The sequence below is a fragment of the Kordia periserrulae genome (genome assembly GCF_003054265.1).
Taxonomy (GTDB): domain Bacteria; phylum Bacteroidota; class Bacteroidia; order Flavobacteriales; family Flavobacteriaceae; genus Kordia; species Kordia periserrulae.
The window spans coordinates 229148-248953 of the sequence record NZ_QBKT01000007.1; the positions used below are offsets into that span (position 1 = coordinate 229148).

Consider the following 19806-nt stretch of genomic DNA (forward strand, 5'->3'; position numbering starts at 1 on the left):
ATTGTTTTGCAGGGAATTAAGATACAAACCGAATTATTAACAGTTATTTTTTACTTTTTTTGAAGTGTTTTAAAAGATTTGTGGTCGACGCATCATGTTCTGCAATTTCTGCACTTTGAATGTCTGTTAAAATTTTTGTGGCAAGTTGTTTTCCGAGTTCAACGCCCCACTGATCGTAACTAAATATATTCCAAATAACACCTTGTACAAATATTTTGTGTTCGTATAAAGCTATTAATGCACCTAAACTTTCTGGAGTTAGCTTGTCAACTAAAATAGTGTTGGTTGGCTTGTTGCCTTCAAATATTTTGAATGGAAGTAGTTTTTCCATTTGAGAAGCGCCCATTCCTTTAGCCGAAAGTTCTGCTACAACCTCAGCTTCCGTTTTTCCGTGAAGTAAGGCTTCTGTTTGCGCAAAGAAGTTTGCCATTAATTTATCGTGATGCTCGTTGTTTCCGTGTAAAGATTCAACATAACCAATAAAATCGGCAGGAATCAACTTGGTTCCTTGATGAATCAATTGAAAGAACGCATGTTGCGAGTTGGTACCAGGTTCGCCCCAAATTAAGGTTCCTGTTTGATAATTGACACGATTTCCACCTCTATCCACACTTTTTCCGTTACTTTCCATGATGCCTTGTTGCAAATACGCCGCAAATTGATGCAAATATTGGGTATATGGAATGATGGCTTCACTTTCTGCACCGTAAAAATTATTATACCAAACACTTAATAATGCCAAAACTACTGGAATGTTTTGATCAAAAGAAGTCGTTCTAAAGTGCGTGTCCATGGCATGTGCGCCAGCATTTAATTTTTCAAAATTATCATATCCTACAGATAAACTGATAGACAATCCTACTGCACTCCACAAAGAAAAACGTCCACCAACCCAATCGCGCATTGGAAATACATTTTTTGACGCAATTCCAAATTCGTTGATTTTTTCCAAGTTGGTCGATACTGCTACAAAGTGCTGTTCAATAGCTTTTTCGCTCGCATGTGTCAAAAACCATTTGCGAATCGTCAATGCGTTAGTCAAGGTTTCTTGTGTTGTAAACGATTTGGATACAATGACAAATAGCGTTGTTTCAGGATTTAAGTTTTTGATGATTTCCTGCACATGATCGCCATCAACATTTGATACAAAGTGCACATTCAAATGGTTTTTATAGTATTGTAACGCTTCTGTCACCATTACAGGTCCTAAATCAGAACCGCCAATCCCAATATTTACGATATCAGTAAATGCTTTTCCCGTGTGTCCTGTTTTTGTTCCTGAAATAACCGATTCTGAGAATTCTTTTATTTTTTGCTTGACTTTGTAAATCTCTGGAATTACATTTTGACCATTTACAAAAACTTCGCTCGTCTCTTTTGCGCGCAATGCTGTGTGCAATACAGCTCTTCCTTCCGTTTCATTAATGATTTCACCATCGAAATATTTTTCAATGTTTTCTTTAAGATGCACCTCATTAGCCAATTCTAAAAGCAATTCCATCGTTTTTGGTGAAATTCTGTTTTTAGAATAGTCTACGTAAAAATCTTTCCATTGAATAGAAAAGCGATTGGCTCTGTTAGCATCTGTTGAAAAATAGTCTTTCATCGCAAACGATTTCGTTGCATAGAAATGTTCCTGAAGTTTTTTCCAAGCTTCAGTTTCTGTAGGGTTTATGTTTGTTAACATGATTTGTTAGTTTATTGCAGTTATAAGTGCTTCTTCTTGTGGAAGCTGTATTTCGATGCCATCAATTTGTGTTTTTAATGGCGCAATGTATTCTAAGTATGAATCTTTTAGTCTTTCGTCAATCGGATCGGCATCTGGTAGTTTTTGCTTGAATGGATCGACTTGACGACCGTTTTTCCAAAAACGATAACATACGTGTGGTCCAGAGGTGTTTCCTGTCATTCCAACCCAACCGATAACGTCTCCTTGTTTCACAAATTCGCCCACTTTTACTTTTCGTTTTTTCATGTGCAAATATTGCGTGGTGTACGTACTGTTGTGTTTTACTTTGACATAGTTTCCGTTGCCGCCTCTTCGGGCAGATTCTACTACGACTCCATTGGCTGTAGAAATAATAGGTGTGCCAATGGGCGCTGCAAAGTCGGTTCCTTTGTGTGGACGAATACGATTTCCGTATAGTTTGATGCGTCTTCGTAAGTTGTAACGCGATGAAATACGGACTTGCTTGTAACGCACAGGCGCTTTTAAAAAAGCACGACGTAAGTTTTTAGCATTTTCATCGTAATAATCAACAATTTGCTTGATGCTGTCAGTTTCAAATTGAAATGCGTAAAATGGTTCGCCATTGTGTTTAAAGTATGCCGCTTTTATATTGTCAATTCCCACGAAAGTGGTATCGTTTATATATTTTTCAGTGTAAATTAATTTAAACTCATCACCTTTTTGCAATCTAAAAAAGTCAATCGTCCACGCGTAAATGTCTGACATATCATACGCCAATCGTTGACTCAATCCTGCATCGTCCAATGAAGCCGATAATGAGCTTGTAATAACTCCTGAAGCTTCTTTTTCTACAATTTTAACAGGCTTACTTTCCGTGTACGCATTGATAGAATCTTTGAATTTTATCACCACATAGTCTATGCTATTTTTTTGATAGATAAAACATTCTGGTCTGTTCAATGAATCGCCTTTGGTGCAAAGCAAGGTATATGGTTTTCCCGCTACCAGTTTTCGGATGTCAAACGTATCTTTGGTTTTTTCGGCAATTTGAAAGATTTTAGAGTAGCCGATGTTATTTTTTTGTAAAATTTCTCCAAAACTGTCACCATTTCGTACGGTATCTTTAATAACTACGTAGTCATTAAGGTTGAAGCCAAACTCTATTGGGTCAGGAGCTGGCGCTTCTATTTCAACGTTTTTTTGAACTTTTTTTTCTTCTTCGCCACACGCGTAAAAGCCTATAAATACTAGTATTAGCAATACAATTTTCCCTATTCTCATTGTTTTCTTTCTGTGTTGAAAATATGGTCTACCCATTCTTTTCCCCATTCATTTTTTTCATTATCGCTCCAAATTTCGGGAAAAAAGATCACTTTTTGAAAACTTGGAGGCAAGTATTCTCTCCAATTGGTACCACCCGTAGCTTCAATGGTTGTTTTTTCGCGTCGTAAATAGCGATATGCAGAGCCCATGTGCATCAGTGGCCAATTGACATTTGCATTCAAATCGAGCTTTTTTAAGGCATCTATTAGATTTTTGTTTTTCTTTACTTCTTCAGGCAATGCTAAGTAGCGATGGTATATGGTACTGTGTTGTACTTCATTGGCAATACGCATAAAGCGTGGCGTGTAACGATATTCAAATTGTTTGAGCGTGAGTGTTTTTTCACCTGTTTTGCTATCGGTCGCACCTTTTTTCCAATAGATGTTTTCATAAAGATCGTCCAAACTGTCTTTTGACGAAAATTGATCTCGTACCGTATGATGCACTAGGTTTTCCATAGGTGTAGCATAGAGTTCAATCATGCGATATTGTGCCGATTGAAATCCACTCGCAGGCAACAAAGACATTCGGTAGTTGAGAAATTGTTCTCTCTCCATTCCGTTAATCATGATTTCAAACGAGGAAATGAGCGCTTTAAAGTAGTTGTTGATTCGGTGAATGCGTTGTGTGAAAAATTCTGCTGTTTGCCCTTTGTCATCAATGATTTGTTTTTGCTCGTGAATGATGAGCTTAAAGTACAATTCCGTTATTTGATGATACATGATGAATATTTCTTCATCCGGAAAAAACGTACGCGGAATTTGCAAACTCAACAAGGTGTCTAAGTGAATGTATTCCCAATACGTAAGATAGCGTTGATGTAGTAATCCGTCGAGATAAGAGCCCAAATCTTGCCCAGAATTGGTATATTTTCGTTCTAGTTTTTCAATTCGTGCTGCAATTTCAGGAGAAATTTTCATCTGTTATTTTATTTTAAACCTGAAAGTTACTTAAACTTTTTCTTTTGGCTATAAATTCATCTTGTTTTGTCCGATTGAATTAATCAACAAGTATTTTGAAAGGGTGTTTTAATCCTTTAAACGCATCTAAATCTGCTTTTAATGAGCCAACTACTAGTTTTGCTTTGATGCGAATTGGAATTTTGTTTTCATCGTCCGAAACCCACAACGTTAAGCTTTCACTTTCTTTAAATACGCGCCCTGCTTGTACATACGGACGGAATTTGAGGCATGGAACTTTTCCAAATTTGGTACGCATCGTTTCGCGTCCTAAGAATTTTAATTTGAATTTGAAGTTTTCTTTGTCAAAAAACATGTTCAGCACAACTTCATCACCTTCTTTGATAGATGAAACATCGTAGTTGTTTCGCAAGTAATAAAAAGCTGAAACCATGTCTTGCACATTTTTTTCAATGTTGATTTCTTCTTTTGTTTTGTGCTTTTTATTGTTGACAAGCGCTTTTTCTTTTTCGTGATTGAAATCGATTTCAATGTCTTTCGTATGGCCACCTTCATCAATTTGACGAATAAATTTATAGGGTTTTCCACTGTTTTTATCAAAATAGCTTTCGTAATTGTCGTCAACCTTAAAAAAGATGCTGGCAAAACCTGTGGTTTTTCCTTTTCCGACTACATGATAAACGCTTTTTCCGTTTAGGTAATCGTCTTTTACTTCCAGCGTTGCGTAACTCGCATTGATGAATCCGTAGTGAATACGAAATTTGAACCACTCGCCCGTTTCAAAAGCGGCGTCTTTTTTTTGTGCTTGCGACAGGAAGCATGTAAGTAGGCAGAATATAGTAAGTATGTGTTTCATTTTTGACATAAAGGTTTGTAAAAATAATAAAATAGTTATTACCTTTTTGTTAATTTATGTTAGCATTACAATTACTATTCCAAAAAATATAGTTTCACCCTAGTAACACTATTGTAAAAGCTTCTTTTGAGTGACTTTTACCATGAATACGCATAGATAGTTTCCAATTTTACATACATTGTAAGAGTTGAAATTAAGCTAAAATACAGCTTTTGTATTCAATTTTATATTGTATATTTCTGATGAGTTTATAAGCCTACTTCTTACAAACCGTATTATAATGAAGCATCTTGTTTGCACGCTACTTTATTTCCTAACTAAAACGCGCTGTTTTAGTGTTTTGTGTGTGCTTTTTCTGTTATCGAATGTTTCCATAGCACAAGAAAATTATACCGTAAATGACACTATTGTTTCTGAAGAAATACGGTTGTTAATTACAACTTCTGATGCTTTGGAAACTATTGAAGAAATGATTCAGCATACGTTTGCTGTTGAAAAAGATACTCTTTCAGGTTTGGCGTATTGTCAATTGTATTTGGAAAGAGGTAGAAAAGAAGCCGATGATAGTATTCAGTTTTTTGCCAATTTTCAAATGGCATATATTTCTTTTTATCAACCCAATTATAAAGAAGCGTTAAAACGCTCGTACATTTCTGCGCGTATTGCCGAACGAATGAAAGACACTATTAACAGTATTAGCAGCAATGTTTTGTTGGGAAGCAGTTGGTATGTTTTGGGCGTGTATGACGAGGCTTTGAAACCGTATTTGATTGCCAAAGAATTTTCTACAGATACCCAAAATACATCGTATGAAATTATTTGTTTGACGAATATTGCAAACATTCGCGCCAAGCTGAATAGATATGAAAATGCGCTCGACAGTTATAACTCCATCCTTGCAATTCTTGATACAAAAGAACAACCGCTTTCCGTTCAAGATACGGCTACGCTTTTGAGTTCGCTTTTGGGAAAAGTACTGTGTTTGTCCGAATTGAAACGTTTTGAAGAAGCCGAAGTAACCTACAAAAAAGGTGTTGCAATTGCTGAAAAAAATGATTTTGAGATTTTTAAAAGTCGCTTCAATGTGAATTTGGGGAAAGTGTATTATGAAAAAGGTGAATATTTTAAATCGCTAGGTTATTTGCGAGAAGGAAAAAAAGTATTGAAAGAAGCTGGATTGCAAAACAACTTATACATTACTGATTTTTACATTGCGCAGAATTTAGCCAAATTAGAACAATACGATGAAGCAATTCGCTTATTAGATGCTATTTTTAAACGTGCTGGTGATGATACCTACACGGATAGAATTGAAGAAATGTATGCGTTGGCGATACAAATTTCAAAGAGTCAGCAACAGAAAGAAAAAGAGCTTTTCTATTTGCGCGAATCGCAAAATATCATCAAAAAATTGACTGAAAAGCAACTCGCCGCAAAAGATTTGTTGTATGAAGATGATATGAAAGCATACGAATTGGAGAATGAAAAGTTGACCCATGAAAACACCGAAAATTTAGCCGATAAAAAAGTCATTACAACTGTTTCGGTGATTTTGGTGTCGCTGTTGTTACTAGCTTTGTTATTTTTTTACAGAAAAGCCAAGCTGAAAGAGCAAAAGTTTTTAGCCATCATTGAAGATATTTCTACCAAAACTTCTGCACAAAAATCTCCAAAAGAAATCACAACTTCTACCATAGAAGATGAAAAATCACAAACTATTTTGGAGCAATTGAGCGCTTTGGAGGCTACACATTTCTATCTTTCGGAAGATGCCAGTTTGCACAATACCGCCAAACTACTCAATACCAATACAAGCTATTTATCGAAAGCATTAAACACTATCAAAAAACAAAGTTTTAGCCAATATGTAAACAAACTCCGAATTGATTATGTGTTGGTAAAATTGAAAGAAGATGCGGTGTTTCGCTCATATACAATTCATGCTATTTCCAAAGAAATCGGCTATAAAAGTGCCACAACATTCATCAAAGAGTTTAAAAACAAAACAGGCTTAAATCCATCGTACTATATTAAAAAAATTGACAGTTAGGCAGTTCATTTTGTTTAAATTTATAAAAATGAACACGCTTCTGTTGTAGCAAACATTGAAATATTCATACTTTGAAAGCACGTTTAACTTAAAACTTTTATTGTTATGAATTTAAAACATTTTACCCGTACCACACTCTTACTATTTTTTTGTTTGAGTACTACCGCACAAGTTACCAACGCTATTGCAGAAAATGTGGCTGACCTTACATTTTCGATTTTAGATGATGTACAAAACATTCGATACGAATTGACTCCAAACAGTCAGTCGTACACTATGAATCATGGATTGCCAATTGCATTTCGAATTGATATCAATTATGAAGCAGAAATCGATTTTGCGGGCTATTTTGGCATTCAGTATATTATTTACAAAATAGCACCTAACGGATTCGACACAATTATTATAAGAGGTGTAACGGTTCCTGTATTGATTCCGCCTGCGCGAAAAAACAAATCAAGAGACACATTTAAAGCTATTGAGGAGTATCCTTTTAAAATTTTTGAAGAAACCATTCTTGGTGAAGCTAACTACGAGATAAAAATGAACTTGGTAAAATACGACTCACAAGAAGATTACAATAGAAACAATTATAATTTTCAAACATTTCCGTCGTTTGGCTTTATCATCAACACGATTTCTGATGAGCCTGTAGCACGAAATGGAAATACTTTTAGTGTGTATCCAAATCCGAGCGCTCATCAACTTATTTTTGAATTTCCAACAATCATAGAAACCTCAAAAAAAGCCAAACTGTTACCAATTGAAGTGGCGCTGTTTGATGACAACGGTAACGAATTGAGTCAACACGAATTAAAAGCCACGCTTCATAATAACAAAGCGCAATACGTGTTAGACATTAAACAGTTACAAAAAGGAAGATATTTTTACCAACTCAAACGTGGCGGAAAAACTTACACCAAACCATTTTTGAAAAATTAAGTAGTTTTTTGATTGAATACTTAGCGTCTGTTTTAAAATAGCTTTTTAGGACAGACGCTTTTTTATACGCTTTTTTTGCGATTTCTTCAATTTTATAAATCTGAAAATACTTCGTTTGTTTCCAGCAAAACCGCTACTTACCTTTGATTTGTTCTTGATCGAGACAGGTGGCATCCGAAAAACCATAATAGAGTAGGAACTAATTACAAATTCATCAATTATCATGAAAAAATTCATATTTACATCGCGTCATTTAGTGATTGTGCTTTCCTTAGTAATAGCATCATTGTGTATCATCGGTTGTCAGTCAGAAGATATTGCTACAGAAGACAGTCCGGCACTTGAAACTGTAACGAGTAAACAAATTCCGCTAGAACCAGATTTTATTCCACCAAACATTCCAAATCCGTCCATCGATGTACATTGTGTCGTTCGCTTGGCATACTTATCGTACTTAGAGCGTTGTCCTGAAAATGCGAGCGTAGTCAGCTACTGGACAAACATTTTTTATTCGCAAGGTTTTGAAGGTGTTGCCGTCGGATTTATTTCTTCGCCAGAAGCGAGTCAGCGATGGAATTCACGCTACCATAGTTTTTTAAATAGAAACAATTTAACGAGCTATCAAATTGATAAAAAAGTATATATCGCGTATCAAGGTTTGTTATTGCGTGAACCTGATGTAAATGGTGGAACATATTGGACAAATCAATTGCGCTCCAGAGGATTAAATTACGTAGCAAGAGCCATTGGAAGTTCGCCAGAGTTTGAAAGACGTTTGGCTAATATTTCTACAGAATGTAACAATGCTGCCAATCAATGTACTTTTTAAAAGCGCGTCATCATCATCAAAAAACAAAAAGCGGCATCCGAAAAGCGTATAGAGTAGGAAAAACAAAGATTGAATGATTGTTAAAGACTGTCCGTGTGTGGCAGTCTTTTTTTTGATGTGTAGCGCATCATTCATGTTGAAGCGTAACACTTTGATACTAAGCAAAAAAAGAAGCCCAATCGTACGATTGAGCTTTCTCTTTTTTTTAACCAACCAAAACTTTAAATTATGAAAATCTCTCTTCTTAAAGTTGCAAAAGGAAACCACTCGCTTTTGCACTGCAAATATAAAACGGGAATTTTATTATGCAAGCATAGTATTTTACTTTAACAGTATTTTTATGTAGTGTGAGAGTGTTTATTCTTTTTACTTGCTGAGTTTTCAATAAAAAATGATTTTCTTTGAAAATTCAGCAAAATTTTATCGTTTCTCCCTGAAAATGAGGCAATAAAAAAGCCCGATTTTTCAATCGAGCTTTTTTTATTTATTAACCAACCAAAACTTTAAATTATGAAAATCTCTCTTCTTAAAGTTGCAAAAGGAAACCACTCGCTTTTGCACTGCAAATATAAAACGGACTTTTTATTATGCAAGCACAGTATTTAACTTTAACAGAATTTTTGCAATCCCAAGTGTGTTTTATCGAGAGTTATTGAAGAATTTTCAGTGATTTTTAAGTTTTATTGATAATTATATAGCATTTTTAACTTTTCTTTGTTTCGGATTTTAGGTTTATTTTAAGATTTTATAGCCTTCTAAGTTGGTAATTCCCCAGTTTTTGAGTTCTTCTTCACTCCAAAGTGCTGGAAAAAAGATTCTTTTTTGATATTTTGGATGCATATACTTCTGCCAATCACTTCCGCCTGTCGCTTTTGGATTCCCTTTTTCAGAATTGATATATTTTGCCGCGGCGTGATAATGATGCATTACCCAGCTGATATTTACTGTATGGTCGTAATGACGCATCGCGTTGATTAATGCTGTGTTTTGCTGATAGGCTTCTGGCAACTGCTTGAATTTTGTCCACAAGTTGATGGTGTTGTATTCTTTCATCCATGCAATGAGCTCTTTTTTGTATTTCTCATCAAAGTTGACCATTAATTTGCTGCGCTTTCCTGTTTTGTGATCGTTTCCTGCTACTTGCCAATACATATTGTTATACGCATGTTCGTACGGTGTTTCGCGGTCGATGGTTTCACGGAATCGATAATCAATTAAATTAATCAATTCGGTAGAAGCAATTTCGATTTTTCGATACTGTCCTGATTGAAAACCACTGGCAGGCGTTAAGGTGTCGCGAAATTTCATGTATTGCTCCACTTCCATACCTTCGCCCATAATGTCAAATGAATTTGATAACAAGTCAAAATAACGACTGATGCGCATCAAATGCATGACAAATTTTTCTGGAAGAATGTTTTCGGTATGAGCGATTTGTTGCATTTCCCACAAAATCATCTTAAATACCAATTCGTTTACCTGATGATACATGATAAACACCATTTCGTCAGGCAATTGCGTACGCTGTGTTTGCAATCCTAAGAGCGCATCTACTTGAATGAAATCCCAGTATTTCATGGGTTCTGCATGTAATAATCCTGAAAGGTGTACGTCAGGATCTTGCCCCATATCCAAGTATTTTTTGTCTATGGCAGCGAGGAGTTCTTCTCTGGTCATGTTGTTAGTTTTAGGAGAGAAAGGTGTATTTTATTGAATTGTCATATTGAGCACAGTCGAAATAGCTTTGAATATAGAATTTCCAAGTTCTCGACTGCGCTCGAAATGACATTATTTAGTATGATTGACTGATTGCTTCTCTTGGTTCACAATGACAAATCATATTGTTACAAAGTTCCGCGTGCTTCTTGTTCTCTTTCAATCGCTTCAAATAGCGCTTTAAAGTTTCCTACGCCAAATGATTGTGCGCCTTTTCGCTGAATGATTTCAAAGAACATCGTTGGTCTGTCTACAATGGTTTTGGTAAACAATTGCAACAAATAGCCTTCTTCATCGCGGTCAATGAGAATTCCGTGTTTTTTGAGTTCTTCTACATCTTCGTCAATATCACCCACACGTTCTAATAAATCATCGTAATAGGTTTCTGGAACGTATAAAAATTCCACACCACGTTCGCGCATTTGCGATACGGTTTCAATAATATTGTCTGTTGCTACCGCAATGTGCTGTACGCCTGGACCGTTGTAAAAGTCTAGATATTCTTCAATTTGCGATTTCTTTTTTCCTTCCGCTGGCTCGTTGATTGGAAATTTGATGCGACCGTTTCCGTTGCTCATCACTTTACTCATCAACGCGGTGTAATCGGTAGAAATATCATCATCCGTAAAGGAAATGATTTGTGCAAAGCCCATCACCTTGTCATAAAACTCACACCAGTCTTTCATTTCGCCCCAATCGACATTCCCAACCATGTGATCGATAAATTTTAACCCAACTGGCGAAGGATTGTAATGTGATTCCCATTTTTTAAAACCTGGCAAAAAGAGTCCATTGTAGTTTTTTCGCTCTACAAAAATATGAACCGTTTCTCCATACGTATAAATTCCCGAACGAATCACATAACCATGTTCATCTTCTTCTTTGGTAGGTTCCATGTATGGTTTTGCACCTCTTTTGGTGGTTTCTTCAAAGGCTTTTGTGGCATCTTCTACCCAAAGTGCTACGACTTTTACGCCATCACCATGTAAGTTGATATGTTCGTTGATTTCACCGCCTTTGTTCAATGGTGTTGTCAGCACTAAGCGAATTTTATCTTGCTTAAGTACATACGAAACTCTGTCTTTCAATCCTGTTTCCAACCCTGCATACGCTTCTGATTGAAATCCGAAAGCAGTTTTGTAAAAGTGTGCCGATTGTTTGGCGTTTCCAACATATAATTCTACATAGTCAGTTCCTAAAAGCGGAAGAAAATCTTCTGCTTCTTGAAATAGTTTTTTGAGTCCGTATTCTGTATTTTGTAAATCTCGTAAGTTTTTAATTTCTGCTGCCATTTTGTTGTTTTTTAATGCATTGCTAATTCGTTTTTAGTGTGTTTTAAAATAGTTTTCCTATTTACCACATGGCACGAATATGCGTTGCAATGTTTGTTGTATGTTGTTTCATGACTACTTATTCTAACCAAGATTTATAATAGTCTTCATCTGCAATTTTCATGGCTTCTTCGGTTACTTGCAAAGGTTTAAACGTATCTACCATGACTGCCAATTCTTCGGTTTCGGTTTGCCCGATACTGCGTTCAACGGCACCAGGATGCGGTCCGTGTGGAATTCCAGCTGGATGTAGAGAAATGTGTCCCGCGTCAATATCATTTCTACTCATAAAATCACCATCTACATAATACAGTACTTCATCACTATCAATATTGCTATGGTTGTAAGGTGCTGGAATGCTTTCTGGATGATAATCGTACAATCTTGGCACAAACGAGCAAACGACAAACGCGTCCGTTTCAAAGGTTTGATGCACTGGTGGCGGTTGGTGAATACGTCCTGTAATTGGCTCAAAATCGTGAATGGAAAACGCATACGGATAGTTGTAGCCATCGTATCCTACCACATCAAACGGATGTGTAGCGTAAATCATTTCAAAAATATCACCTTGTTTTTTTACTTTGATGAGGAAATCGCCTTTTTCATCGTTGGTTTCCAATTCGTACGGTCTTCTGATGTCACGTTCGCAAAACGGTGAATGTTCTAATAGTTGTCCAAACCAATTTCGGTAACGTTTTGGTGTGTAAATTGGTCTGCGCGATTCTACAATGAACAAGCGGTTGTCGTCTGTATCAAAATCGAGTTTGTAAATGACTCCGCGCGGAATTAATAGATAATCCCCGTATTTAAAATCAAGGTTTCCGAGCATGGTGCGGAGTTTTCCTGTTCCTTTATGGATAAAAATTAATTCGTCCGCATCGGTATTTTTATAAAAATAATCGCGTGTTGATTCTTGTGGAGCAGCCAAAATGATGTGACAATCGCTATTAGTTAAAACGACTTTCCTGCTTTCGAGATAATCTGCTTCGGGCGGCACTTGAAATCCGCGGAAGCGATACGACTGCATATTGTTTGCCTTTGCAATTTTGGGCTCTACACTGTATTGCTTGCGTATTTCTTTGACTTGCGTTGGTCTATGTTCGTGATAGCTATTGGTGGACATTCCGTCAAAACCTATCGTTCCAAAAAGTTGTTCATAGTATAAATCGCCATTTGGCTTTTTAAAAATGGTATGACGTTTTGGTGGAATATTTCCGAGTTTATGATAAAAAGGCATATAATGTTATTTTTTGTGCTTAAAAATGATGTAATAAGATAAGAAAAATGTGAAGAATGGTATTCACATTTGGCAAAAAACAACGCTGTCTTATTCAGGATTTCGCTTGATAAGATAGTGTAAATGCGCTAATAAGTCGTTCCAAAAAGGTTTCACTCTTACTAATTTAGCAGATATTTTTCATCATTTGACACAAATATCGGAAATATCTGGATAAGAAATAAATGGTTTGTATTTTTTAAATGGAAAAAGTATTGATGAAAGTGATATTTCAAATTCAAAATCTTTTTTTGAACCTTTTTTAAAGGAATAAATTTATATCTTGAAAAGAAATATTGACTTTTATTGGAGTGATGACTCCAATGTACAAATATTAAATCTGTTCATTTCAAAAACTAATGAAATTTTGAAGGATTATGGCAAGAGTAACTTTTTTTATAGTATTTTCTTGTTTTTTGAGCTTTGCACAAGAAAACACGTTACTTTACACAGAACATATAGATTATTACAGTCCGCATGCGAAAAGTACAATTTTAACGGAAGACTTACAATTTTTAAAGGACGGACAATATACATTTAAAGGAAGTACAAAAGATTTTAAGTTTTTATTAAATACCGTATTAAAACCATTTCATCTTGAAAACTTACAAGATACTGACACATTGTACTTTTCGGGAGAAATCAAAGATGCTATCAAAATCAATCAATGGAAGTTGTATAAAAAGGTACATTCAAATGCTGTCTCTATTTTGAAAAAAGAGCTTTATAGTGAATTAGATTTTGGTACTGGCAAAAAACTTCACTGGCTTGAAGGATTTCAAGGCAAATACAATTATACAAATACCGAACGCTATGTAATTATGAGCCTAAGAAATCACAAAAAAACGGATTCTATAGACTTTTATGAGCGGATTGCATTTCGATATGATAAAAAATCTGATGATACAAATTATAGAAAAGAAGGTGAGTTTTATTGTAAAAACTACGAAGGTACTACCTACCAAAAATCAAACAAGCTAGAAGAAAATTTATTTTCTTCTATTACTCTAAAAGGATTTGATGCTTCAAAAGAGTCTGAATATTTCTACATACAAAATATCCAAGAATATTTTAAAAATGAAAAATTAATAGGTATTACCATAACTTACGATAATAGATTTAAAGGAAAAACTCAGTTTGAAAAGTGCGTAACAAATACGAATTTTTTGAACTATTTATACGGTACTATTGAATGTCTTGATACAAAGAATTGACATTGCTAAAACCAAAATCCAATACTAAAATAGAGTTGATCTTTCTCAATATCTGGCGTCCATGCATATTTTACTTGCAATGGCCCGAAGAAGGTTTCAAAACCATAGCCAAAAGCATATCCGTTAAAATCAGGTTTGGTAAACCATTCGCCGTCGTCAAAAATGTTATTTCCCGCATTGGCGTAGTTTGCCGTAAAGTTTAAATGATGTTTGGAAAAGAAATTATAATCAAGCGTGATGGTTCCTTTTACGAAACTATCTCCTGCAAAACTGAGAAAGTCATAGCCTAAAAAGGCAATGTAATTGTTGATAAAGTTATTTCCGAATCCACCCAAAACATAGTCCAACGAATTTACACCAGTATCGCCAATTTTAAAACCACCTTCCGAAGTGATGTTTAGTGAAATATTATTGAATAACGGCGTTGCATAACCAATTTTTGCGCGTGCCAGCGAGAATGGTTCAAAGTTTTTGTTGTAATCTGAGGAATATAAATACCAGTGAAAATCTCCTGAAAAGAACAATCCGTCCGAAGGGAAATATTTATTATCGTAGGTATCTAGTTTTAGAAATCCGAACGAACTTAGAAAGTCACTTCGTTCAAAAACAGTTTCATCCTGATTGTCATCGCTGATGGTTTCTGAATCAATTCGCAAGCGCTTATGCTCCGCACCAATACCAAATACAAATTCCTCACGCAAAACGGTTTGTATGTACAATTGATTGGTAAAATCGGAAACCTCCACATCAATTCTGTTTAAGTTTGGATTGGACGTGTCATCAGAAATTAGGTCATAATTGACACCGCGCTCAAACGTATTGAATCGCGATTTGAGTCCAATACTCCAATAATAACCTTTGTCAATATAGTATTCAAAATTGTAGCGAATGTTATCTCCAATGATAAAATCGAGCGAAGCCACATCATTTTGAAAGAATAGTTTTTTCTTTGTTACATTAATCAATCCCGCAGTTTTATATACATCATCGTAATGTGCCGCTAATCGTAAAAATGTTTTGCTTGGTTTTTCTCGTAGATTGATGACAATATCATCGGAGCCATTTTCGTCTTTGAATCTTTGGTAACGAATTGCCGAAAAGTTTCCTGTGGCTGCCAAATTTCCAATACCTTCTGTAAACTTTTTAAACGGTATTTTTTTCGGTGTTTTAAAACGAAGTTTACCTAACACGTACGAACGCGGGAAGTTTTCTGTTCCACGTAAGTGAATGTAATTTATCAAAATAGAATCTTTTGCTTTTACAGGAGCAATCGCGCGTTTTTGCTGCTGTTGCGCCGCAATGTCTTGCAATGCTGCTAGTTGTTTTTTTCCTGCAATTTCACCTCTCGAAATTAATTCGCGTCCTTTGTCAAAAGCAATCACTGAAAACCCTTCAATATCTGGTCGAATATACACATCGGTCTTTTTTCTTTTAATTTTCATATCGTTGATGGTACGAAAATTATTGATTTGCGTTAGAATACTTGGTGCCGATTGTAATTTTTCTCTATCAGCCAAACCGTCTTGCACATCAACTCCGATAATGATATCCACACCTTTTGCCTTTATTTCATCAATAGGATAATTGTTGGTCACACCGCCGTCAATCAATAAGCGTTCGCCCATTGGAATAGGCTCAAAAAGTGACGGAAATGCACCACTTGCCGTAATCGCATCTGGCAAATATCCTTTTTCTAGTACGATTTGTTCTCCTTTTTCAATGTCGGTGGCAATGCAGAGAAACGGAATAGGAAGTTTGCTAAAATCGTCTACTTTTTCAACGTGTAAAAGCAATTGTGCCAGTTTATTATATACATTTTGTCCTTTGGAAATAGACGATGGAAAACTCACTTTAAAATCGTCAAATGGTAAGGTAATTGCATAGCGTTCGGCATCTTCTTTTTCGTAGAATGTTTTCGCCGAGCGTGGCAATTCATCCTGAATTAATACATCAAAGTTTGTTTTTTTAAAGATGGAATCAATTTGTTTTCCCGTATATCCTGAAGCATACAACGAACCGACAATTGCGCCCATACTTGTTCCGCCTACATAATCTACGCGAATTCCTAAACTGTCTATCATTTTAAGCGCGCCAATATGCGCCAAGCCTTTTGCACCACCACCACTCAATACCAAACCTACTTTGATATCTTTTTTTTCTTGTATTTCTTGGGCAGAAATCGTGATACAACTTAGTATTACTATACAGATGAAAATCCATCGTTTCATGAGGTTGCCTTATTTTTTTGAAAGTTATCGTATATTTTTTTTGCTCTGCTGCTTCCAACCACAGCCGACAATTCTTCTTGAGAAGCTGCCGAAATTCGCTTGACCGATTTGAATTTTTTCAGCAGTTCCACAATCGTTTTTTCGCCGATTCCAGGAATGGTTTCTAGCTCAGAATTGAGTGCGCTGCTACTTCTTTTGTTGCGATGAAACGTGATTCCGAATCGATGCGCTTCGTTTCGTAAGTGTTGTATAATTTTAAGTGTTTCGCTTTTTTTGTCCAAATACAACGGAATGGAATCGCCTGGATAGTAGATTTCTTCCAAGCGTTTTGCAATTCCGATAATCGCTATTTTTCCTCGCAATTCCAACGCATCTAAGCTTTTGAGTGCAGATGATAATTGTCCTTTTCCACCATCAATGACGATGAGTTGCGGCAACGGTTCTTCTTCGTCTAACAAACGTTTGTAACGGCGATACACTACTTCTTCCATCGATGCAAAATCATCCGGTCCTTCTACGGTTTTGATGTTGAAATGACGGTATTCTTTTTTGCTTGGTTTTCCGTTTTTAAACACTACACAAGCCGCCACAGGATTGGTTCCTTGAATGTTGGAGTTGTCAAAACATTCGATGTGTCGCGGTTCTTTCGATAGACGCAAATCTTTTTGCATTTGCGACATGATACGGTTGACATGCTTGTCGGGATCGGTTAATTTTATTTGCTTGAAACGTTCTTGACGGAAGTATTTCGCGTTTCGTAACGACAAGTCTAGAATTCGTTTTTTATCTCCTAATTTTGGAACGGTTACTTTAAAATTTTCACCAACTTCTACCTTGAAAGGAACGTAAATTTCTTTGGAATTGGTTTTGAAACGCTGGTGAATTTCCGTGATTGCCAATTCGAGTAATTCCTTATCGGTTTCGTCTAGTTTTTTCTTGATTTCTAGTGTATGCGAACGTACGATAGAACCTAGCGAAAGTTGTAGAAAGTTGATGTAGCCAAAGCTTTCATCAGAAATGATAGAAAAGACATCCACATTGTTGATTTTCGGATTGACAATGGTTGATTTTGCCTGATAGTTTTCTAAAATTTCTATTTTTTCTTTGACTTTTTGTGCTTGTTCAAATTCCATCGCTTCTGCATGTGCTTTCATTTGCGTTTTGAACTGATTGAGCGAATCTTTAAAGTTTCCTTTGATGATTTCACGAATCGCGACAATTTGCTCGTCGTAACTTTGTATGGTTTGATAACCTTCGCACGGACCTAAACAGTTGCCCAAATGATATTCAAGACAGACTTTGTATTTGCCTGCGTTTATTTTTTCGTGTGACAAATCGTAGTTACACGTTCGCAACGGATAGAGTCCTTTGATTAAGTCTAACAGCGTTCGAACCGTTTTCATACTGGTATAAGGTCCAAAATATTCCGAACCATCTTTGATCATTTTTCGCGTCGGAAATACGCGTGGAAAACGTTCGTTTTTGATGCAAATCCAAGGATAGGATTTATCATCTTTTAACATCACATTGTAGCGTGGTTGGTATTTTTTGATGAGATTATTTTCCAACAACAACGCATCCGTTTCCGTAGCCACCACAATATGTTTGATGTTGGCAATTTTTTTGACTAGCACGCGTGTTTTCCCGTATTCGTGCTTCTTGGTAAAGTACGACGTGACGCGCTTTTTTAAGTTTTTTGCCTTTCCCACATACAACAGTTTACCATCCTTATCGTAGTATTGATATACGCCAGGATTGGTTGGTAAGGTTTTGAGTTGTACTTCTAGGGATTTGGTCATTTTTTTGGTAGTTGTTTTTTTGGTTTTGGTGTTAGGTGTTGGGTTTCATTTAAGACACTAATTCCTTATCCCTTTTGCCTAATTCCTTAAAAAAAGGATGTTTTTTAAAGCAAAGTTACATGCAATTCTGCCAAAAACAAACGCGTATCTAAGGTACAATTTTTTATTTTTACAGAAACCTTTTTGATTATGTCAAAATCTGCCTTGCGGAAGCAATATAAAACCTTGCGAAATGCGCTTTCTGATACACAAATAGACGATTTTAGCATCGCGATTGCAAATAATTTACTGCGACTTCCGATTTGGGATAAACGCTATTACCATTTGTTTCTCACGATTGCCGAACAGAAAGAAGTAGATACCGAATTTATTTTGAATATTCTCGCAGGAAAAGACAAAGATATTATTCTTTCCAAAAGTAATTTTACCGATAATTCATTAACCCATTTTTTACTGACAGATACGACAGTGCTGAAAAAGAACGCGTATAATATTCCGGAACCTGTAGACGGCATTGAAGTGCCTTCCAACAAAATTGATGTGGTTTTTGTGCCTTTGCTGGCATATGATACGAAAGGAAATCGTATTGGGTATGGCAAAGGTTTTTACGATCGGTTTTTAGCAGATTGTAAAGACGATGTGATTACAATTGGACTTTCTTTTTTTCCACCTGAAACTACCGAATTTGAAATTGACACCAATGATGTTTCCTTAGATTTTTGTGTGACGCCTGAAAAGGTGTATGAGTTTTAATCATTTTATTTTTAAATGGAATTTGTGTAATCTCAGCTCATTTGAGTAACGTTCCTTATTTCTGAAGATTGTCAGATAGTTTCCAAAAAGACTTTAATATTAAAAGTTGGTAAAGAAATCAAAAAAATCATTCCTCCTCTACTCACAAAATTTAAACTGCACTAAACAATAAGTGTGAAAAATTATGCCTTTTCCTCTGGAGTTACCTCAACGACTTCTTTGACAACTTCTCGCTTTTTTTCTTCTTGCTTCTTTTTAGGAAATGCTTTTTTATTGAAGATAATTAATAAAGCAACTCCCACCGTAATTGCAGAATCTGCGATGTTGAATACTGGATCGAAAAAGGTGAATCGGTCGCCGCCAATCCACGGCATCCATTCGGGCCACGTGGTGTCTATGAGTGGAAAATGCAACATATCTACGACTCTTCCATAGAATACAGGTGCATATCCGCCTTGTTCTGGTAAAAAGGTTGCTAGTTGTCCTTCGCTTCCGTTGAAGAGTATTCCGTAAAACACCGAATCGATAATGTTTCCAAAAGCACCCGCAAAGATTAACGCAATGGAGATAATTAAAATTCGGGAACTTTGTTTTTTGACAGAGTCATACAACCAATAGCCAATGGCTGTGATGGCAAATAAGCGAAATAAGGTGAGGAAGAGTTTTCCATAGCTTCCCGGAAGCTCCACGCCCCACGCCATTCCTTTGTTTTCTACAAATAGAATTTCAAACCATCCAAAAACTTCTACGCTTTCGCCCAGTCTGAAATTGGTTTTGATGTATATTTTACTGATTTGATCAATGAGTAAGATCAATACAATGACTCCAATGGCTTTTTTTAATGACATCTGTGGTATATTTCCCTAATAGTTCGCAAAA

The 19806-nt window shown here is 35.9% G+C and carries 15 protein-coding genes; 5 read left to right on the plus strand and 10 right to left on the minus strand.

What is annotated here, in order from left to right; genetic code table 11:
* Nucleotides 1–43 precede the first annotated feature (43 nt).
* The 4 genes from pgi to C8N46_RS15370 form a co-directional block, all read right to left on the minus strand.
* Nucleotides 44–1687: a glucose-6-phosphate isomerase gene (gene pgi, locus C8N46_RS15355; protein WP_108115795.1), complete on the minus strand. Its 1644-nt coding sequence runs from the start codon at nucleotides 1685–1687 to the stop codon at nucleotides 44–46.
* A gap of 6 nt (nucleotides 1688–1693) precedes the next feature.
* On the minus strand, nucleotides 1694–2971 hold the full coding sequence (locus C8N46_RS15360; RefSeq protein ID WP_108115796.1) for a peptidoglycan DD-metalloendopeptidase family protein: 1278 nt from the start codon (nucleotides 2969–2971) through the stop codon (nucleotides 1694–1696).
* A complete protein-coding gene (locus tag C8N46_RS15365) occupies nucleotides 2968–3933 on the minus strand; it encodes a tryptophan 2,3-dioxygenase family protein (RefSeq protein WP_108115797.1) in 966 nt (321 codons plus the stop codon). The genes C8N46_RS15360 and C8N46_RS15365 overlap by 4 nt, the downstream gene beginning before the upstream one ends.
* A gap of 79 nt (nucleotides 3934–4012) precedes the next feature.
* Entirely contained in the window at nucleotides 4013–4789 is a 777-nt protein-coding gene (locus tag C8N46_RS15370) for a DUF3108 domain-containing protein (protein WP_108115798.1), read from the minus strand.
* A 280-nt stretch (nucleotides 4790–5069) separates the two neighbouring features.
* Here C8N46_RS15370 and C8N46_RS15375 point away from each other — a divergent pair, with 280 nt between their 5' ends.
* The 3 genes from C8N46_RS15375 (at nucleotide 5070) to C8N46_RS15385 (ending at nucleotide 8610) form a co-directional block, all read left to right on the plus strand.
* A complete protein-coding gene (locus C8N46_RS15375) occupies nucleotides 5070–6839 on the plus strand; it encodes a helix-turn-helix domain-containing protein (protein WP_108115799.1) in 1770 nt (589 codons plus the stop codon).
* Nucleotides 6840–6944: 105 nt separating this feature from the next.
* The gene (locus C8N46_RS15380) at nucleotides 6945–7781 is read left to right on the plus strand and encodes a T9SS type A sorting domain-containing protein (protein ID WP_108115800.1); all 837 of its coding nucleotides are present in this window, start codon (nucleotides 6945–6947) and stop codon (nucleotides 7779–7781) included.
* A gap of 223 nt (nucleotides 7782–8004) precedes the next feature.
* On the plus strand, nucleotides 8005–8610 hold the full coding sequence (locus tag C8N46_RS15385; RefSeq protein WP_108115801.1) for a DUF4214 domain-containing protein: 606 nt from the start codon (nucleotides 8005–8007) through the stop codon (nucleotides 8608–8610).
* A 732-nt stretch (nucleotides 8611–9342) separates the two neighbouring features.
* Here C8N46_RS15385 and C8N46_RS15390 read toward each other — a convergent pair.
* From C8N46_RS15390 to C8N46_RS15400, 3 genes are all read right to left on the minus strand, one after another.
* Entirely contained in the window at nucleotides 9343–10287 is a 945-nt protein-coding gene (locus tag C8N46_RS15390; RefSeq protein ID WP_108115802.1) for a tryptophan 2,3-dioxygenase family protein, read from the minus strand.
* Nucleotides 10288–10454: 167 nt separating this feature from the next.
* Nucleotides 10455–11618: a 4-hydroxyphenylpyruvate dioxygenase gene (gene hppD / locus C8N46_RS15395; RefSeq protein WP_108115803.1), complete on the minus strand. Its 1164-nt coding sequence runs from the start codon at nucleotides 11616–11618 to the stop codon at nucleotides 10455–10457.
* A gap of 118 nt (nucleotides 11619–11736) precedes the next feature.
* Nucleotides 11737–12894 carry a homogentisate 1,2-dioxygenase gene (locus tag C8N46_RS15400; RefSeq protein ID WP_108115804.1) on the minus strand — a complete coding sequence of 386 codons (1158 nt, stop codon included), beginning with the start codon at nucleotides 12892–12894 and terminating at the stop codon, nucleotides 11737–11739.
* 416 nt (nucleotides 12895–13310) lie between these two features.
* Between C8N46_RS15400 and C8N46_RS15405 the strand changes: the two genes are divergently transcribed.
* Nucleotides 13311–14147, plus strand: a complete 837-nt coding sequence (locus tag C8N46_RS15405) for a hypothetical protein (RefSeq protein ID WP_108115805.1) — start codon at nucleotides 13311–13313, stop codon at nucleotides 14145–14147.
* Between the two features lie 5 nt (nucleotides 14148–14152).
* Here C8N46_RS15405 and C8N46_RS15410 read toward each other — a convergent pair whose 3' ends face one another.
* Together C8N46_RS15410 and uvrC are read right to left on the minus strand one after the other, a co-directional pair.
* Nucleotides 14153–16375, minus strand: a complete 2223-nt coding sequence (locus C8N46_RS15410; RefSeq protein ID WP_108115806.1) for a patatin-like phospholipase family protein — start codon at nucleotides 16373–16375, stop codon at nucleotides 14153–14155.
* Nucleotides 16372–18174: an excinuclease ABC subunit UvrC gene (gene uvrC / locus C8N46_RS15415; RefSeq protein ID WP_108115807.1), complete on the minus strand. Its 1803-nt coding sequence runs from the start codon at nucleotides 18172–18174 to the stop codon at nucleotides 16372–16374. Before uvrC ends, C8N46_RS15410 begins: the two co-directional genes overlap by 4 nt.
* A 189-nt stretch (nucleotides 18175–18363) precedes the next feature.
* On the opposite strand from uvrC, the gene C8N46_RS15420 reads away from it, so the two are divergent.
* Complete coding sequence (locus C8N46_RS15420; protein ID WP_108115808.1) at nucleotides 18364–18927, plus strand: 5-formyltetrahydrofolate cyclo-ligase; 564 nt, start codon at nucleotides 18364–18366, stop codon at nucleotides 18925–18927.
* A 182-nt stretch (nucleotides 18928–19109) separates the two neighbouring features.
* Here C8N46_RS15420 and C8N46_RS15425 read toward each other — a convergent pair whose 3' ends face one another.
* Nucleotides 19110–19775 carry a lipoprotein signal peptidase gene (locus tag C8N46_RS15425; RefSeq protein WP_108115809.1) on the minus strand — a complete coding sequence of 222 codons (666 nt, stop codon included), beginning with the start codon at nucleotides 19773–19775 and terminating at the stop codon, nucleotides 19110–19112.
* Between the last annotated feature and the right edge of the window lie 31 nt (nucleotides 19776–19806).

Excerpts from the sequence above, each read along its gene's own strand:
- C8N46_RS15410 (WP_108115806.1), bottom strand. The coding sequence starts at position 16,375 with ATGAAACGATGGATTTTCATCTGTATAGTAATACTAAGTTGTATCACG.
- hppD (WP_108115803.1), bottom strand. The coding sequence starts at position 11,618 with ATGGCAGCAGAAATTAAAAACTTACGAGATTTACAAAATACAGAATAC.
- C8N46_RS15405 (WP_108115805.1), top strand. The coding sequence starts at position 13,311 with ATGGCAAGAGTAACTTTTTTTATAGTATTTTCTTGTTTTTTGAGCTTT.
- C8N46_RS15370 (WP_108115798.1), bottom strand. The coding sequence starts at position 4,789 with ATGAAACACATACTTACTATATTCTGCCTACTTACATGCTTCCTGTCG.
- C8N46_RS15380 (WP_108115800.1), top strand. The coding sequence starts at position 6,945 with ATGAATTTAAAACATTTTACCCGTACCACACTCTTACTATTTTTTTGT.
- C8N46_RS15425 (WP_108115809.1), bottom strand. The coding sequence starts at position 19,775 with ATGTCATTAAAAAAAGCCATTGGAGTCATTGTATTGATCTTACTCATT.
- C8N46_RS15365 (WP_108115797.1), bottom strand. The coding sequence starts at position 3,933 with ATGAAAATTTCTCCTGAAATTGCAGCACGAATTGAAAAACTAGAACGA.
- C8N46_RS15375 (WP_108115799.1), top strand. The coding sequence starts at position 5,070 with ATGAAGCATCTTGTTTGCACGCTACTTTATTTCCTAACTAAAACGCGC.
- C8N46_RS15385 (WP_108115801.1), top strand. The coding sequence starts at position 8,005 with ATGAAAAAATTCATATTTACATCGCGTCATTTAGTGATTGTGCTTTCC.
- uvrC (WP_108115807.1), bottom strand. The coding sequence starts at position 18,174 with ATGACCAAATCCCTAGAAGTACAACTCAAAACCTTACCAACCAATCCT.
- C8N46_RS15390 (WP_108115802.1), bottom strand. The coding sequence starts at position 10,287 with ATGACCAGAGAAGAACTCCTCGCTGCCATAGACAAAAAATACTTGGAT.
- pgi (WP_108115795.1), bottom strand. The coding sequence starts at position 1,687 with ATGTTAACAAACATAAACCCTACAGAAACTGAAGCTTGGAAAAAACTT.
- C8N46_RS15360 (WP_108115796.1), bottom strand. The coding sequence starts at position 2,971 with ATGAGAATAGGGAAAATTGTATTGCTAATACTAGTATTTATAGGCTTT.
- C8N46_RS15400 (WP_108115804.1), bottom strand. The coding sequence starts at position 12,894 with ATGCCTTTTTATCATAAACTCGGAAATATTCCACCAAAACGTCATACC.
- C8N46_RS15420 (WP_108115808.1), top strand. The coding sequence starts at position 18,364 with ATGTCAAAATCTGCCTTGCGGAAGCAATATAAAACCTTGCGAAATGCG.